The organism is Spongiibacter nanhainus, from assembly GCF_016132545.1.
Taxonomy (GTDB): domain Bacteria; phylum Pseudomonadota; class Gammaproteobacteria; order Pseudomonadales; family Spongiibacteraceae; genus Spongiibacter; species Spongiibacter nanhainus.
Genome location: NZ_CP066167.1, coordinates 3,760,511 through 3,776,583, shown reverse-complemented (window position 1 = coordinate 3,776,583; position 16,073 = coordinate 3,760,511). Strand labels below are relative to the sequence as shown.

At 56.1% G+C, this 16,073-nt stretch carries 14 protein-coding genes; 9 read left to right on the top strand and 5 right to left on the bottom strand.

Going from position 1 to position 16,073, the window contains the following annotated elements:
* The first annotated feature begins 302 nt into the window (after positions 1–302).
* The 8 genes from I6N98_RS17125 (at position 303) to I6N98_RS17090 (ending at position 9,697) form a co-directional block, all read left to right on the top strand.
* Entirely contained in the window at positions 303–1,127 is an 825-nt protein-coding gene (locus tag I6N98_RS17125) for a DUF3450 domain-containing protein (RefSeq protein ID WP_198569538.1), read from the top strand.
* Entirely contained in the window at positions 1,127–2,512 is a 1,386-nt protein-coding gene (locus I6N98_RS17120) for a MotA/TolQ/ExbB proton channel family protein (protein ID WP_198569537.1), read from the top strand. Before I6N98_RS17125 ends, I6N98_RS17120 begins: the two co-directional genes overlap by 1 nt.
* 7 nt (positions 2,513–2,519) lie before the next feature.
* On the top strand, positions 2,520–3,047 hold the full coding sequence (locus I6N98_RS17115) for a MotA/TolQ/ExbB proton channel family protein (RefSeq protein ID WP_198569536.1): 528 nt from the start codon (positions 2,520–2,522) through the stop codon (positions 3,045–3,047).
* 10 nt (positions 3,048–3,057) lie between these two features.
* Complete coding sequence (locus I6N98_RS17110; RefSeq protein ID WP_198569535.1) at positions 3,058–3,462, top strand: ExbD/TolR family protein; 405 nt, start codon at positions 3,058–3,060, stop codon at positions 3,460–3,462.
* Between the two features lie 6 nt (positions 3,463–3,468).
* Positions 3,469–4,068, top strand: coding sequence for an energy transducer TonB (locus tag I6N98_RS17105; RefSeq protein WP_198569534.1), 600 nt, complete (start codon positions 3,469–3,471; stop codon positions 4,066–4,068).
* The gene (locus I6N98_RS17100; RefSeq protein WP_232787390.1) at positions 4,065–5,453 is read left to right on the top strand and encodes a tetratricopeptide repeat protein; all 1,389 of its coding nucleotides are present in this window, start codon (positions 4,065–4,067) and stop codon (positions 5,451–5,453) included. Before I6N98_RS17105 ends, I6N98_RS17100 begins: the two co-directional genes overlap by 4 nt.
* Positions 5,454–5,753: 300 nt before the next feature.
* Positions 5,754–9,134, top strand: coding sequence for a transglutaminase family protein (locus I6N98_RS17095; protein ID WP_198569533.1), 3,381 nt, complete (start codon positions 5,754–5,756; stop codon positions 9,132–9,134).
* Between the two features lie 101 nt (positions 9,135–9,235).
* The gene (locus I6N98_RS17090; RefSeq protein WP_198569532.1) at positions 9,236–9,697 is read left to right on the top strand and encodes a hypothetical protein; all 462 of its coding nucleotides are present in this window, start codon (positions 9,236–9,238) and stop codon (positions 9,695–9,697) included.
* Between the two features lie 91 nt (positions 9,698–9,788).
* On the opposite strand, the gene I6N98_RS17085 is transcribed toward I6N98_RS17090, so the two are convergent.
* From I6N98_RS17085 to I6N98_RS17070, 4 genes are all read right to left on the bottom strand, one after another.
* Positions 9,789–10,298, bottom strand: coding sequence for an RNA-dependent RNA polymerase family protein (locus tag I6N98_RS17085; RefSeq protein ID WP_198569531.1), 510 nt, complete (start codon positions 10,296–10,298; stop codon positions 9,789–9,791).
* Between the two features lie 533 nt (positions 10,299–10,831).
* Entirely contained in the window at positions 10,832–11,437 is a 606-nt protein-coding gene (locus I6N98_RS17080; RefSeq protein ID WP_198569530.1) for a YceI family protein, read from the bottom strand.
* Between the two features lie 35 nt (positions 11,438–11,472).
* Positions 11,473–12,036 carry a cytochrome b gene (locus I6N98_RS17075; protein ID WP_198569529.1) on the bottom strand — a complete coding sequence of 188 codons (564 nt, stop codon included), beginning with the start codon at positions 12,034–12,036 and terminating at the stop codon, positions 11,473–11,475.
* A 122-nt stretch (positions 12,037–12,158) separates the two neighbouring features.
* Entirely contained in the window at positions 12,159–13,037 is an 879-nt protein-coding gene (locus I6N98_RS17070; RefSeq protein WP_198569528.1) for an LLM class flavin-dependent oxidoreductase, read from the bottom strand.
* A 243-nt stretch (positions 13,038–13,280) separates the two neighbouring features.
* On the opposite strand from I6N98_RS17070, the gene I6N98_RS17065 reads away from it, so the two are divergent.
* Positions 13,281–15,149, top strand: a complete 1,869-nt coding sequence (locus I6N98_RS17065; RefSeq protein WP_198569527.1) for a DCC1-like thiol-disulfide oxidoreductase family protein — start codon at positions 13,281–13,283, stop codon at positions 15,147–15,149.
* Between the two features lie 23 nt (positions 15,150–15,172).
* Here the strand turns inward: I6N98_RS17065 and metF are convergent, their stop codons facing one another.
* On the bottom strand, positions 15,173–16,000 hold the full coding sequence (metF, locus tag I6N98_RS17060) for a methylenetetrahydrofolate reductase [NAD(P)H] (RefSeq protein WP_198569526.1): 828 nt from the start codon (positions 15,998–16,000) through the stop codon (positions 15,173–15,175).
* Between the last annotated feature and the right edge of the window lie 73 nt (positions 16,001–16,073).

Below are 16,073 nucleotides of genomic sequence, written 5' to 3'. Positions count from 1 at the left end.
AAAGCATATTGGAAATTGGCCGCTCTTGGTCTGAGTTGTGTGAAATTTTTGTGACAGCGAGCTGTTACTTGTGGCCTGATTTTGTTACGCATCGGTCATTAATCTGTTACTTAAATCCCCAATCTGCCGGCGCATTTTTGAAGATTACCGATCTGTTATATTTCTCGTTGATTCTTGTAAAAGCCCGTGATTAAAATAGCTCCCGCTGTATGGAAGCACGGTCTTTCCGCCGACCTCGTACGGCTATGCTAGATAATAAGCTTTGCTTTCAATAAACGTCCCAAATAGGAAAAGCCATTCCCATGAAAATGCATCGATTGAAATCAATCGCGCTGGCGTTCGTTGCGACAGTAGGCGTTGTGGCGGTCTCTCCGGCGCACGCTGCTGAAGACGCGGCGGCACCCGCAGCGCCCGCAAAACCCCTGGTCCCTGTCGACCACGTTATTACCGTCGGTGAGGCTCGCATCCGCGATGCCAAGAAGTCCCAGGCTCGCATCGACCGCCTGGCCGCGGAAACCAATGACCTCCTGCAAGACTACAAGACCGTGATGAAGCAGGTAGATGGTCTGCGGGTTTACAACGCTCGTCTGGAAAAGCAGATCGATGGGCAGTTGCGCCGTATCGCCAGCCTCGAGAAATCTGTCGACGAGGCCACTGTTATCCAGCGCCAAATCACGCCGCTGCTGCTGCGCATGCTGGATGGCCTGGATAAATTTGTCGAATTGGATGTGCCCTTCCAAGTTGAAGAGCGCCAGGACCGTATCGAAATGTTGCGCAACAACGTCGATCGTTCCGATATCTCTATCGCCGAGAAATTCCGCCAAGTACTTGAAGCCTACAAAATTGAAAACGAGTACGGCCGTACAGTGGAAAGCTACAAAGGTGTAGTGGACATCGGTGGTGCCGAGCGTGATGTTAGCTTCCTTCGCATTGGCCGTATCGGCCTGATGTATCAAACCACCGACGGCGAGCAATCCGGTGCCTGGGACAAAACTCAGGGACAATGGATGGAGCTGGATGAAGGTGAATACCGCGGCGCTATCCAAAAAGGTTTGCGTATCGCTCGCAAGCAAGCGTCTATCGATATCATGAAACTCCCGATTCCGGCACCGGAGGCTGCTAAGTAATGAAACGCAATCTATTTAAAGCCGCTGCCCTGGCTGTCGGCAGCGCCATCGCTATCGCTTCCAGCCCGGTTATCGCGCAGGAAGCCAAGTCCCTGGACGAGTTGCTGGATATGGTCAAAAAAGGCCATGTACAGGATATTCGTGAACACCGCGCTCGCGAGCAGCGCTTCATCAACGCGCGCTCAGAGCAACAGAGCATGCTGGCTGAAGCCAAGCGCACGCTGGCCAACGAGGAAAAACGCTCTGCGCAACTCGAGAACACCTTCGAAGAAAACGAGACGGTGATCACTGAGAAGCAACGTCAATTGAAAGAGCGCTTGGGTACCTTGACCGAGCTGTTCGGTCACTTGACCTCAACCGCGGGCGATATGCGCTCCAACTTCTCCACCTCTATCATCAGCGCCCAGTTCCCGGCTCGTGAAGAGTTCGTTACTCAGCTGATTGACAAGATGTCCGGCGCCGAAGAGCTGCCCAGCATCGAAGAAATCGAGCGCATGTGGTACGAAATGCAGCGCGAGATGACTGAATCTGGCCGCGTTGTGAAATTCCAGACCGAAGTCACCACTGTTGACGGTAAAAAAGAGCAGCAGGAAGTGGTTCGCGTCGGTACCTTCAACTTGGTTAACGGCGACGGTAACTACCTGCAGTACATCCCCGAGACCGGCAGTGTAGCGGTACTGGCTCGTCAGCCTGGTGGTGCTTACAACAGCTGGGCAGAAGACCTGTCTAGTGCCTCCTCTGGCGTGACGCCCTTTGGTGTTGACCCCACCGGTCCTAAAGGCGGTTCTTACCTGGCGGCGCTGATCGACAGCCCGACTCTGGTAGAGCGCTGGCACCAGGGCGGCGTGGTTGGCTACGTCATCACAGCGGTTGGTGTACTGGCGATGCTGATCGCTATCTGGCGCCTGATCGTGCTGGGCATTGAAGACATGAAGGTCAACAAGCAGCTCAAGAGCGGTACTGCCAGCGACGGCAACTCTCTGGGCCGGGTACTGAAAGTCCACGAGCAGAACCCCAATATGGATTCTGAAACTCTGGAATTGAAACTGTCCGAGGCGATTCTGAAAGAAACGCCGCGTCTGGAGCGCTCTCTGAACCTGTTGAAGATTATCGCCGCGGTTGCACCGCTGCTGGGTCTGCTGGGTACGGTAACCGGTATGATCATTACCTTCCAGGCCATCACCATCTTTGGTGCGGGTGACCCGAAAGCCATGGCCGGCGGTATCTCTGGTGCACTTGTGACCACCGTTCTCGGTCTGATTGTCGCCATCCCGACGGTACTGATGCACACCTTCGTCAGTGGTCGTGCTAAGAAGATTCTGCACGTACTGGATGAGCAATCCACCGGCATCATCGCCGAACACACCGAAGGGCGTGCGGGGTAATTAGACCATGTACCAACTGTATGAATGGGCCGATATTATCGGGCGTTTCATGGATTCTGGGGGCAATGTGCTTTGGGCCATTGCCGCCCTGACCTTTTTCATGTGGACCCTGTCTATCGAGCGCGTTTGGTATTACAAGTTTGGGCTATCGAAAGACATCAAAAATGCGATCAATACCTGGGAGTCGCGCAGCGAGCGCAAATCCTGGAACGCCCGGCAGATCCGCGCCAAATTGATTTCCGAAGTGGAAATGAAAATTAACGCCAGCCTGCCGATGATCCAGACCATGGTGGCGCTGTGTCCCCTGATGGGGCTGCTGGGTACCGTAACCGGGATGATCGAAGTCTTTAATATTTTGGCGGTTACCGGTGGTGGTGATGCCAAATCGATGGCCGGGGGTGTTTCAAAAGCAACTATTCCGACTATGGCCGGGATGGTAGCCGCTTTGTCAGGCGTGTTTATCAATACCTATATCAAGGGTATTGCCGAGCGCGAGACCGAGCTTTTGGAAGACCATCTGACAACCGATCATTAAGAGAACTGGCATGAGAAACCATAGTAAGAAAGCCGAGGAGAACTCCGGCGAAATCGACTTGACGCCGATGCTGGACGTGGTCTTCATCATGTTGATCTTCTTCATCGTTACCGCCTCTTTCATCAAAGAAGCTGGTGTTGAAGTCAACCGTCCCGACGCGTCGACGGCAAACCAAAAAGAGAATGTGAATATCCTCATTGCTGTCACTGGGACCAATGAAATCTGGATCGACAAGCGTCGGGTCGATAAGCGTTCTGTGCGTTCGGTCGTCGAGCGTATGCACGCTGAAAATCCGAAAGGTGCGGTGGTAATTCAGGCTGATAAAGCCTCCAACACCGAGACCGTAACCGCTGTGATCGACGCAAGCCGAGCGGCAGGCGTTTATGACGTTTCATTGGCCACAGAAGACAGCTGATCGATTATGACTATTCGCATCCTAATCGGTGCCGGGCTGGCATTCCTGGTGACAGCGGCGCTGTTCATCTTGATGCCCTATCTGATCGAAACAGCTGACAAGACGCTGGACGAAAAGCCGCGTACCAAGCTGGCCGATATTCAGATGCCTGAAACCGATATCGAAACTCGGAAAGACCAGAAGCCCGAGAAACCGAAAGTGCCCGATGAGCCACCGCCGGATATGGAACAGCCAGAAATGGACGATCCCAATCCGGAGATGGAAGTGGTCAACATGACTCCCTCCCAGAGTCTCGATCTGACCAACAAAACCGGCGGCCTTTCTGCTTCAGACGGCGAGTATCTGCCCATTGTTAAGGTGGCACCGATCTATCCCCGTCGCGCTAATAGCCGGGGTGTCGAAGGCTACTGTACGGTGGAATATACTGTAACCAAGTCTGGTACCACGCGTGACGTGACCCCTGTTGACTGTAATCCGCCCGGCTACTTTGAGCGCGCTTCGGTGAAAGCCGCAGAGAAGTTCAAGTACAAGCCACGGGTTGTGGATGGGGAGCCCATCGAGGTGCCCGGCATTCAGAACCGTTTTACCTTTGAGTTGGAAAAATGATGACTGATAATCCCAAGAGCAAGACTCGCTTGCATCCGGTGTTGGTCAATCTTGGCTGTTCCTTTGCTATCGGCGCCGCGGCTGTATTGGCGGTGCCCGTAGCAAGCTCATTGCTGTCACCGGTTTTGCAGATGTCGGGTCCCGGCCAGGCATTTGCGCAGGACTCAGAAAACAAAGAGCGCCGCGAAACCCGCCGCACGCCGGCGATTCGCGCGAAAGTCTTTGAAGTCTTGAACGAGGCTCAGGTAGCGGCTGACGAAAAGCGCTACAACGAAGCTATCAAGATCCTCAACGGCCTGCGTGACAAAACTGGACGTGGTGAGTTGAACAGCTATGAGCTGGCCAACCTCTACAATCTCTACGCCTTTGTGTACTTCACTCAGGAAAACTACCCCAAGGCGCTGGAGTCCTATGAGAATGTCATCAAGCAGCCCGACATTCCCATTGCCATGGAGCTCAACACCAAGTACACCATTGCCCAGCTGTACTTTGTCGCTGAAAACTACCGTGCCGGTGTAAAAACACTGCTGGAGTGGTTTAAATTTAAAGAAGATCTGCAGGAAGACCCCGGTGCTGGCGCTTACGCGCTACTGGCCCAGGGCTACTACCAGCTCAACGATCAGGACAAAGCACTGCGCTATATCGAAGTGGCCATCAACGACTACGAGAAGCGTGGCAAGGTGCCCAAGGAGCAGTGGTGGGGTTTGCAGCGCTATCTCTACTACGAAAAAGGCAACACCAAGAAAGTCGTAGAGCTGCTGGAAGAGACCCTCAAGCATTACCAGAAGAAAAACTACTGGTTGCAGCTCTCGTCGCTCTATAACGAGTTGAAGCGAGAGAACGAGGCCACCGCCGCAATGGAAGCTGCCTACGAGCAGGGCTTGCTGGAGAAGGACAAAGAGCTGGTTAATATGGCCTACCTCTTCCTTCAGTCCGAAGTCCCCTATAAGGCGGCCAAAGTTCTGGATGAAGGCATCAAGAAAGGCGCCATTCCGGCCACCTCCAAAAACCTGGAATTGCTGGGTAACTCCTGGCGTCAGGCCCAGGAAGTGAAAAAAGCTATTCCGGAAATGGAAAAAGCCGCCGCCAAGTCCGACAAGGGCGAGCTCTGGTCCCGTTTGGGTAGCGTCTACCTGGACAACGACGAGTTTGCCAAGGCGGCTGACGCCATCGAGAGTGCCTTCAAAAAAGGCGGTTTGAAGCGTCCTGACAGCGCTTATCTGGTGTTGGGAATGGCCCGCTTTAACCTCGAGCAATACGACAGCGCCCGCCGTGCCTTTAAACAGGCTTTGAAGGATGATCGCTCTGCGGACTACGCTCGCCAGTGGATGAAGTTCATGGAAAATGAACTGGCGCGTCAGGAAGCCCTGAAAGACGAAATCTGAGCGCTTCCCCGCCCAAGAGATCGATAAGGCACCTTTATGGTGCCTTTTTTGTGTTCGCGACTTACACCTCCTGCCTCTGCTTCATGTTCAGCAAATTCATTTTGTCGATTCCCCGCGCCCCTGCGGGTTTCTTCTGCTGGCGTGAAATGTGCTACGTGTGAAGAAGTGAAGGAGTAAAATGGATTGATCGCGGCGCGCTTATTTGTCCTCCGTCATAATCTTCCAATGAAAAGCGGCGTAAACTGGACACGCGGCACGGCGCACAAGTGACGCACTAGTGAATGGTCTCGAGGAAATAGCATGACTATCAGGGTGGCAATCAACCACAACACCTATTACAAGTTCGATCGCCTGGTCGAACTGTCACCTCACGTGATTCGTCTTAGGCCGGCCCCTCACAGCCGCACACCAATCAAAAGCTACAGCCTAAAAGTCTCCCCCAAGGACCACTTTCTCAACTGGCAGCAAGATGCTTTTGGCAACTACCTGGCGCGTGTCGTCTTTCCGGAAAAGACTCGGGAGCTTTCTGTCGAGGTGGAAGTGATTGCCGATATGACGGTGATTAACCCCTTTGATTTCTTCCTGGAGGAGTACGCCGAGCATTTTCCTTTCACTTACCCTGAGCAGCTTCAAAAGGAACTGACTCCCTATCTGGAAAAGCGGCCGCAGGGGCCTAAATTTGAGGCCATGCTGAACAGCATCAGTCTTGAGGAGCGGCGCACCATTGATATGTTGGTGGCGGTGAACCAACTGGTTGAGGGGGCCATCGATTACGCGATCAGAATGGAACCGGGTGTTCAGAGCCCGGAAGAAACCCTTGAAAAAGCGGTCGGCTCCTGCCGGGACTCCGGTTGGTTGCTGGTGCAGTTATTTCGCCATCTTGGTTTGGCAGCACGGTTTGCCTCTGGCTATCTGGTGCAATTGGCGTCCGACGAGAAGTCGCTGGATGGGCCGAGCGGGCCGGAACAAGACTTTACTGACTTGCACGCGTGGTGCGAAGTGTATATCCCTGGTGCTGGTTGGATAGGCTTGGACCCCACCTCCGGACTGTTTGCCAGTGAAGGGCATATCCCGCTTGCCTGTACCCCCGATCCGGTGTCGGCGGCGCCTATCGACGGCTTTATGGACGAGTGCGAAGTCGACTTTGATTTCAGCAACGAAGTGACTCGTGTTCACGAAGACCCCCGGGTGACCAAGCCATACAGCGATGCGCAGTGGGCGGATATCCTGACCTTGGGCGATCACATTGACGAGCAGCTGACGGCGCGGGATGTGCGCCTGACAATGGGCGGTGAGCCTACCTTTGTCTCGGTTGACGATATGGAATCGGCGCAGTGGAATACCGCCGCTTTGGGCGCCGAGAAATTGAGTTTGGCCAAAACCCTGCTGCTGCGCCTGCGAGACCACTTTGCGCCCAAAGGTCTGCTGCACTACGGGCAGGGCAAGTGGTACCCCGGCGAGGAAGTGCCGCGCTGGGCCCTGGGATTGTTCTGGCGTACCGATGGAGAACCGCTCTGGAGTCGTCCCCATTTGTTGGCCAGGGTCGACAAGGACTATGGCCATGACAGTGCATTAGCCGAGAAATTTACTGAAAGGGTGGTGGTGCGCTTGGGGGTCGACCAGAAGTATGCCCAGCCTGCCTATGAAGATGCCCTGCATTATCTGTTACAAGAACAGAAGGTACCCAAAAATATTGATGCCCTGGCTTTTCGGGTCAAGGGTGATCTCGATCGGCGCCGACTGGCCCGCCTGGTCGAGCGGGGTTTTAATACGCCCACCGGCTTTGTCTTGCCCCTGGAGTGGAATGGTCGTGCCTGGCAGAGCTCGGTATGGGAAACCCGGCGGGAGCGCCTGATATTGATACCCGGCGACTCGCCGATGGGCTTGCGCCTGCCGTTGGGGGATCTGCCGGCGTTGACCGAGGAAGAGCTGCCACCAGACCGCGACCCCTTTGAGCCCAAGCCGGAGCTTGCGCCCCGGGTGGCCTATGCCGATGGTGATTGGCCAGCGGTGCTGGGGCAGACAGTGAGTCCTCAGGTTGCCGATGCTGCAAAGCCGGCCTCCGGTGGCTCCCCCGCACAATCCAAGACCGAAGTGCGTCCTCTGGTTCGCACAGCGCTGTGTATTGAAGCTCGGGACGGTAAGCTGCACGCCTTCCTGCCGCCTCTTTATGCACTGGAGCACTATGTCGCTCTGTTAGCCGTACTGGAGGAAGTGGCCGCGGAGTTGGATGCGCCGATGATCTTGGAGGGCTACGAGCCGCCGCGGGATCCGCGTATGCAAAAGCTGCTGGTGACCCCAGATCCCGGCGTTATTGAAGTGAACATTCATCCCGCCAAAAACTGGCGGGAGCTGGTGGCGAATACCAATGAGTTGTATGCCGCTGCTCGGGAGTCCCGCCTGGGAACCGAGAAATTTATGTTGGACGGTCGCCACACCGGTACCGGTGGCGGCAACCATATTACTCTGGGTGGCGCGACTCCCGCCGACAGCCCGATGTTGCGGCGTCCGGATTTGTTGCGCAGCCTGGTGAGCTTCTGGCAGCACCACCCCAGTCTGTCCTACTTGTTCTCCAGTGCGTTTGTCGGCCCCACCAGTCAGGCGCCCCGCGCCGATGAAGGGCGGGACGAGATGCTCTACGAGATGGAAATCGCCTTCCAGCAAATGCCTGAAGGGCTTTCCGAAAAGCCCTGGTTGATCGACAGACTGATGCGCAATTTGCTGGTGGATATTACCGGCAATACCCATCGGGCCGAATTCTGTATCGACAAACTTTACGCGCCGGGATCTGCCACAGGGCGCTTGGGCTTATTGGAATTTCGCGGCTTTGAAATGCCGCCCCACGCCCGTATGGCACTGGTTCAGGCCTTGTTGATCCGGGCCATGGTGGCGCGTTTCTGGGACGAGCCCTACCGCAAGCCGCTGGTGCGCTGGGGGACCTCCCTGCACGACAAATTCATGCTGCCGCACTTTATATGGGAAGACGTCAAGGAAGTTGCCGCCGACCTGCAAAGCCGCGGCTATGACTTCAAGAGCGAGTGGCTGCTGCCCTTCGAAGAGTTTCGCTTTCCGCATTATGGCCGCATTTCTCTGGAGGGCATCGAGATTGAGTTGCGCTGGGCGATCGAGCCCTGGCACGTGCTGGGTGAAGAGGTAGGCAGCTTCGGTACCGCCCGCTATGTGGATTCCTCGGTGGAGCGCCTGCAAGTCAAAGTCAGCGGCCTCACTGACAGCCGCTATGTACTGGCTTGTAATGGCCGCCGGGTGCCGCTGCACAATACCGGCCGCCAGGGCGAGTATGTAGCTGGGGTGCGCTATCGGGCCTGGGCGCCGCCTTCGGCTCTGCACCCCACCATCGGTGTACACACGCCGCTGGTGTTCGACTTGATTGATACCTGGAATGGTCGCTCGGTGGGCGGCTGTAGCTACCACGTATCCCATCCCGGTGGTCGCAGCTACGAGACCTTCCCGGTCAACGCCTTCGAGGCCGAATCTCGGCGTATTAACCGCTTTGACACCGTCAGCCACACGCCGGGGCCCTATACCCCGAGACCGGATGTGGACGCGGTCAGAGAGTTTTTTGCCGAGCCGCCGCGACCGATGTCGCCGCCTCCAGAAGAGTCGCCGGGAGAATATCCTCACACCCTGGATTTGCGCCGAGCGGCCAACTGGATTGGCTAGGGCGAGTGGCTAATTTGCCGCCGGCGCGTCACTTGGCGGCACAGGGTAGTTAACAGCATCGAGGACTTCTGGTATTTTCCGCTTCTTTCCAGGAGTTCTCGATGAAGCTACCCGTACCACTGCTCGACCGCCTCAAAGCCAGAGCCGACCGTATCATGTCCCGCACTCCCAACAAGGTGATCGGTGAACAATACCTGACCCGCTGGCATATCATTCCCAAGAATCCGCTGTTTAATATCTATTTGCACCACGTTGAGGGTAGCGACCCCGATACCCATCTGCACGACCATCCTTGGTTGTTTAATTGCTCGATAGTGCTGCGGGGACAAATGAAGGAATTTCTCACCCGCCGCAGCCGGCCGCTGACCGCCGGTCACCTCACTGCGCGCATGGGGCGAGCGCCGCACCGCCTGGTGCTGGAAACGCCGGACTGCGTAACGGTATTTGTGACCGGACCAAAGTGTCGGCGCTGGGGTTTTTACACCGAGGAGGGTTGGGTAGCCAGCAATGATTACCTCAGTGGTGAGGGCAATGGGCGGACGGTAAATTCGGAGTTTCGGTAGGGCTGGTTGTTCGGAAGTTGATGGGCCTGTTTGTTATTGTTTGCAGGCCGTGCAATTGCAAGAAGCAGTTAAAATAGCGGGATAATAAGGCTTAGAGAGCCAGCGCGGCGAGATCGAGTTCTTCGAGGCCGGGCAGGGAAGGCAGCACCGTGTTTAGCCCTTCGATATCGGCGGCGATAAAGGCGCCTGTCGCGGTCAAGCCTTCATTGATAAAGGTGACGGTGCCAACCAGAGACGCGGAGAGGAAATCGGCAGTGGCTTCCAGGTCGGCGCTCAGGAACTCCCCTGTGCCCTTCAGGCTGTTAACCAGATACTCTTCCGGCGTCACTTTGCCGTTGATCAGGTCGTAAAACGCCTCCACGTCGCCGGCCAGAAATTCGGTGGTTCCTTCTATGCTCGATCCCAAGAAACCCAAGGTGCTTTCGACATCGGCTGCCAGAAACTCGGCGGTGCCTTGCAGGTCGTTGACCAAAAAGGCAACGGTGCCTTCGACACTGCTGGCCAGGTAGCTGGTCAGAGTCTCGATGGGGCTGGGCTCGGCGGCATAGGCCGGACTGGCCGCCGCAGTGGCCAGGGTCAAACTCGCGAGATACTTCTTCATTTGTACTTCCTTTAGGTTTGGATTAGCGGTTAAAAGCTACTGGTGTGCTACCGGGCTGTGGTCGGTAGCGCCAGTGAAGCTTGAAGGGGCAATTGCAAAGGCTTGGCCGAAATGACCAACCCTGGTTAAAACGGCGTGATTTAAGGCCAAAAGAGTGACGTAGTTCTCAAAATGACAAGCCGATTAGAGGAAAGTACGTATGGTGTTTGCACCAAAATAAATCTGTTCGCACTGAATTGGTGTTCCGAGAGTGCGATAAAAAATCCAGCAATTACAATGAGTAGGTGGGGTTTGCTCGAGGTTTGAAGTTGCCGCCTGTGTTTTGTTTGTTTTTGGTGCAGGCTAAAGCCGGGCTTAATCGGCGCTGGTGCCTTATTGTTGTGCGCCCCGCGGTGCGCTCAGCAACTAGGCGGGCCCAACAGCTAAGGCAAAAAGTCTAGACAAAAAAAGGGGGCCGCAAATGGGCCCCTAATGAGGGTAATGAGATAAGTCGATAATTGAGACTTAGTGGGTGGGAAAAAGTTCAACAATTTTTACATCATGGTTTTGGCAATGCCTTCCACATCTAGTATCAGTTCTACGGTGCGGGATGCGGGCCCCAGGTCGTAGTCAATCCCAAAATCCTTCAGCGCAAATTCGGTTTTACCGGTAAAGCCCTGCCGGTAACCGCCCCAGGGGTCTTTGCCGGCGCCGATTTCGGTAACGGCAATGGTGATGGGCTTGGTGACGCCCCGCAGGGTCAGTTCCCCTTTCAGTTCGGCCGTATCCTCGCCAGTCGGTGTGAAGCTGGTGCTAACGAAAGTGGCGGTGGGGTATTTTTCCACATCTAAAAAATCGTCACCGCGCAAGTGCTTGTCTCGCTCGGCGTGGTTGCTGTCGATACTGGCTACATCGATTTTCACCTTCACTGACGAGGCTTCAGGCTTGTCGGGGTCGTAGGAGAAGTCGCCTTCAAAATCGTTGAAACGGCCGTACAGCCAGCTGTAGCCCAAGTGCTTGATTCTGAATTGAATGAAGGCGTGGGCGCCCTTGGTATCAATGGTGTAATCGGCGGCGTGAAGTGGTGCGGCGAGGCCCAACATCAGGCTTCCGATCAGGCTCAGTGACAGCAGTGAGCGGCTCAGTAACTGTTTAATCATAGTGTTCTACCTTCCTTTCTGGGGTAAGTGATGACTTACTGTTGCGGATCGCCGGACTTACCCAGCATCTTGCGCAGGGTGTCGTCCCGATCGATAAAATGGTGCTTCAGTGCCGCCAGGCCGTGTACCGCAACTAGGGCGATAATGGCCCAGGCCAAAATCTCGTGGATCTCACCGGCGATGTCCTCTTGGTTCTCAATACCCTGCAAGGTGGCGGGTATGTCAAACCAGCCAAATACACTGATGGCGCGGCCATCGGCGGTGGAAATCAGATAACCTGCCACCATGGCGGCCAGCATCAGCCCATACAGGGCCCAGTGGGTGGCGTGAGCGGTGGTGCGCTCCCAGTTTTTGAGGGTGCTGGCATCGGCCGGGCGGATATTGGTGAGGCGCCACAGCAAACGAAATACCAGCAATGCCAGCAGTATCATCCCCACGCTTTTATGGATAAAGGGCCCCTGACGGTACCAGGGGTCGTAGTAGCTGAGGCTGTCCATCCACAGGCCAAGGCCGAACATCCCGAAAATGGCCAGCGCCATGCTCCAGTGCAGCGCCACGCTGACCCATCCATAGCGAGATTGGGTATTTTTCAGTGCCATTGCGTCCCTCGTCCCCGGCGGCGTTCCAATTGATGCCCAGTATAGAAAAGCTGTATCGATTAAAAAGCACAATTAGCTGGGCTTAATGATCGGATTATTAGATACATCTCCGGGGTAGGGGTTCAGCGTGTCTCCAGGATCGTGGCCAGCTTTTCCAATTCCGCCATATCGGCGGTGGCAGGGACCAGTTGGATTTCATCGCAGCCCAGCTCCTCAATGGCGCTGATCCCTTCGCGGATGGCGCCGGGGTCGTGCATCACCATGCCATCGGCGATTTTGCCGGCTTCCTCTTTGCTGAGTACTTCCAGGTAGTCGTAAACATAGGCTCGGAGTTGTGCTTCGGCACCCTCGGCCAGACAGTACCAGAAGCCGCTCATGCGATAGGGGCGGGTGTCGCGACCGGCGTCCCGCCAAGCCTGTTCGGCAGCGTCAAAAAAGTAGCGGACCAGCGATGGGTTGCCGTCCATGGCAAAGCCGTAAAGGCCGTCTGCCCACTCGGCGACGCGCCGGATACTTTTGGGCCCCATGGAGCCGGCAAGGATAGGGGGGCCGCCTTCCTGAATCGGTAAGGGGCCCACTTCTTCAAGCCCTTCCAGTGCTTCGCCTCGCCACAGGGTTTTCATCTCGGCAATTTGGTCGTCCATGCGCTGGAAGCGGCGCTTGAAGCTGGCGCCCAGGGCGCGATAGTCCTGCTCCCGGCCGCCGACACCAACGCACAGTGTGACCCGGCCGTTGGAGAGAATGTCCAGGGTGGCGATTTCCTTAGCGCTCTGCACCGAGCTGTGCATCGGCAATACGTAGAGGGAGGGAATAATTCTTACCCGTTCAGTAACCGCGGCGGCAAAGGCCAGGATATTGCGCATCTCCAGGGTATAGCCAGTGACGCGCTCACCGCAGGACAGACTGTGAAAGGGGCCCTGGTCGATAAAACGGCACCAGTCCAGAAAGTGCTGGCGGCGGAGTTCCCGTTTCATGTAGGGCAGGCAAACACCAATTTTCATCGTATTCTCGTTATTTATTCAGATAGAGTGCAGATGGTGTCGTAAGCGCCTTTTTGCCACATCATGCGAATGCATTATCTACTTCATTCTCTGTGCGCGTTTGCGCATTGGTAAGTGGCCCGGCCTATGCGATGATTTGCCACCATAATAAGAGGGCCTAATCGGCCCCCAGGGACTAAAACCACAAACAACAATACGTTACAGGGTAGGTGACATGGCGAATGCCAAATTAGCGGGGGTGAGATGCTGAGCTTGCGCAACCCCTTTGTGGTGGACCTTCGTGCCATTGCGTTGATGCGGATGGGTATCGGTGCCCTGATACTCGCCGACTTGCTGATTCGCGCACCGGACCTGGCCGTCTTCCTCAGTGACTCGGGAGTATGGCCCCGGGATGTCTCCATGGCCTACTTGGGCTCGGAACGTTGGTCCCTGTATTGGATTAGTGGTCACTGGCTGTGGTCCCTGCTGCTATTTTTATGTGCCGGCTTTTTTGCCATCTGCCTGCTGTGCGGTATGCGCACTCGCCTGGCAACGCTGATGAGTTTTATTCTGCTGGCGTCTCTGCACAACCGGGCGCCGCTGTTGTTACAGGGTGGCGATAATCTGCTGCTGATGTTGTTGTTTTGGGGGCTGTTCCTGCCCTGGGGGGAGCGCTTCTCTTTCGATGCGGCAATGACTCGTGAGCCCCGATACCAGAACCGCCTGTTTAGTGCCGGTGGGGTGGCGTTGTTGCTGCAGATTATGTCGGTGTATTTTTTCTCCGCGTTCCTTAAGAACGGTGCTGCCTGGGGTAGTGAGGGCACCGGGATCTATTACGCCCTCAGCAACAAGCAGTTCACTATCGGCCTGGCCAGTTTCTGGAACGATTGGCTGTGGCTCAACAAGCCACTGACTCACTATGTGTGGTGGCTGGAGCTGGTCGGGCCACTGTTGGCTTTTAGCCCGCTGTTTTTTACCCAGGCGCGGCTGTTGGTGTTCTTCTGTTTTGTCACCCTGGAGATTGGTTTTCTTTTTAACCTCAGTGTTGGCCTGTTTCCCTTTATCTCCATCGTCTCGCTGTTGGCGCTGCTGCCCACGGCAGCACTGGATCGAGTGTTTGCGCCGCGGCGACCGGTCAGTTCGTCGCTGGTGATGTATTACGACCGGGACTGCGGCTTCTGTGTCAAAACCTGCTATTGGCTCGCCTATCTGCTGGGGCTGAAGTCGGTCACCAGTATTCAGCCAGCTCAGGATCACCCTGAGGTAGGGCCGCTGCTGGAGCGGGAGTTCAGCTGGGTACTGGAAACCGCCGATGGCAGTCGTTACTTGCGCTGGCAAGCGATTGTGGTGCTGTTGCAACATTCACCGCGAGCGGCGTGGTTAGCTCGCCCCCTGTCATTACTGGGTGGCGCGGGGGATCGCCTCTACCACTGGATTGGCAACCACCGTCGCCAGTTTGGTCGGGTGACCGCTCTGGCCCTGCCCTGGCGGGAGCGCTACCCGCGGCAGGGTTGGGTGCTGCAGGGCGTCGCGGCACTCTTTGCCGGAGGAATTCTGTGGTGGAATATCAGCACCATTCCCCAGTGGGATTATATTCACGGCGTGCATACCGGCCTGCCCTCGTCCCGTGTGAGCTACCCTGAGACCTTGAGAACCGTTAAAAATGTGCTGCGCCTGGATCAGAAGTGGAATATGTTTGCGCCGTATCCCGACCGCTCTGACGACTGGTATTTTATCCCCGGCATCACTGTGGGGGGTGACATGGTGGATGTGCTGAGGCAAAAGGATGGCATGCCTGACTGGGGGCAGCCTGATGATTACTATCCCCGGCCGGCCTTTCTGTTGGATTACCGCTGGCGGAAGTATCTAACCCGCATTGGCTACCGCAGCAACAGCCGCTATCGCGGCGAATACGGCAGCTGGGTGTGTCGAACCTGGAACGAAAGCCGCCGTGGGGAACAGCGGCTGGAAGCCTTTAACATCTATCTGTTCCGTAAACCGACCCCGGCCCCCGGGGCCGCTGACGAGCCGCCAACCCGCCGTATTCGCCTGTGGCGCCATCACTGCCTGGATGCGGACCGCCTGGGCGAGGATCGCGTCGAAAAACGTCTCGCTCAAGAGTCCGGCTGGTAAACAGCCGGGCTGGGTTGCTAACCTTAGTCTGACTTCAGGGCTTTAAGGATGCCGGCAACGGGTTCCACTTGGTTCATGGTGTAGAAGTGGATGCCGGGTGCGCCGCCCTCCAGCAGGATGTGACAGAGCTCGGTGACCATCTCTTTGCCAAATGCCACTACGCTGTCCATGTCCTTGCCATAACCTTCCAGCTTGTGAGCCAGCCAGCGGGGAATCTCTGCGCCGCAATTGCGCGAGAAGCGCGCCAGATTATCGTAGTTAGTGATGGGCATAATGCCGGGGTAAATCGGCTTGTCTATACCGGCCTTTTCGCAGGCGTCGAGGAAGTAAAAGTAAGCGTCGGCGCTGTAAAAATACTGGGTAATGGCGCTGTTGGCGCCGGCGTCGAGCTTTTCTTTCAGGTAGGTGATGTCCTGATCGTAACTGGGGGCGTCGGGGTGGATCTCCGGATACGCCGCGACCTCCAAGTGAAAATGATCGCCGGTGTGCTTGCGGATAAACTCCACCAATTCCCGGGCATAAACCAATCGCGTGGCGCCCATCCCGGAAGGCATATCTCCCCGCAGCGCGACAATCCGATCGATGCCCGCATCGCGGTAATCTTCGATCAGGGACAGCATGGCGGCTTCATTGTCACTGCCAAAGGACAAGTGGGGCGCCACTGACAGCCCTGCCTTTTTGGTGTCCATCACAATATTGCGGGTGTTGTCCCGGGTGGAACCGCCGGCGCCGTAGGTCACGGAGAAGAACTCGGGCTCCAGCGCGGCCAGTTGGTCCCGGGTGTTGATCAGCTTGTCGCGACCGACATCGGTTTTTGGGGGAAAAAATTCAAAACTAAATCGCTTGTCCATCTTAGGCCTTGAGCGTGTTTACTTGTTCTATAGCCGAGTGATACCCGCTTGCCGAGGACGCGTCGCACCTCGT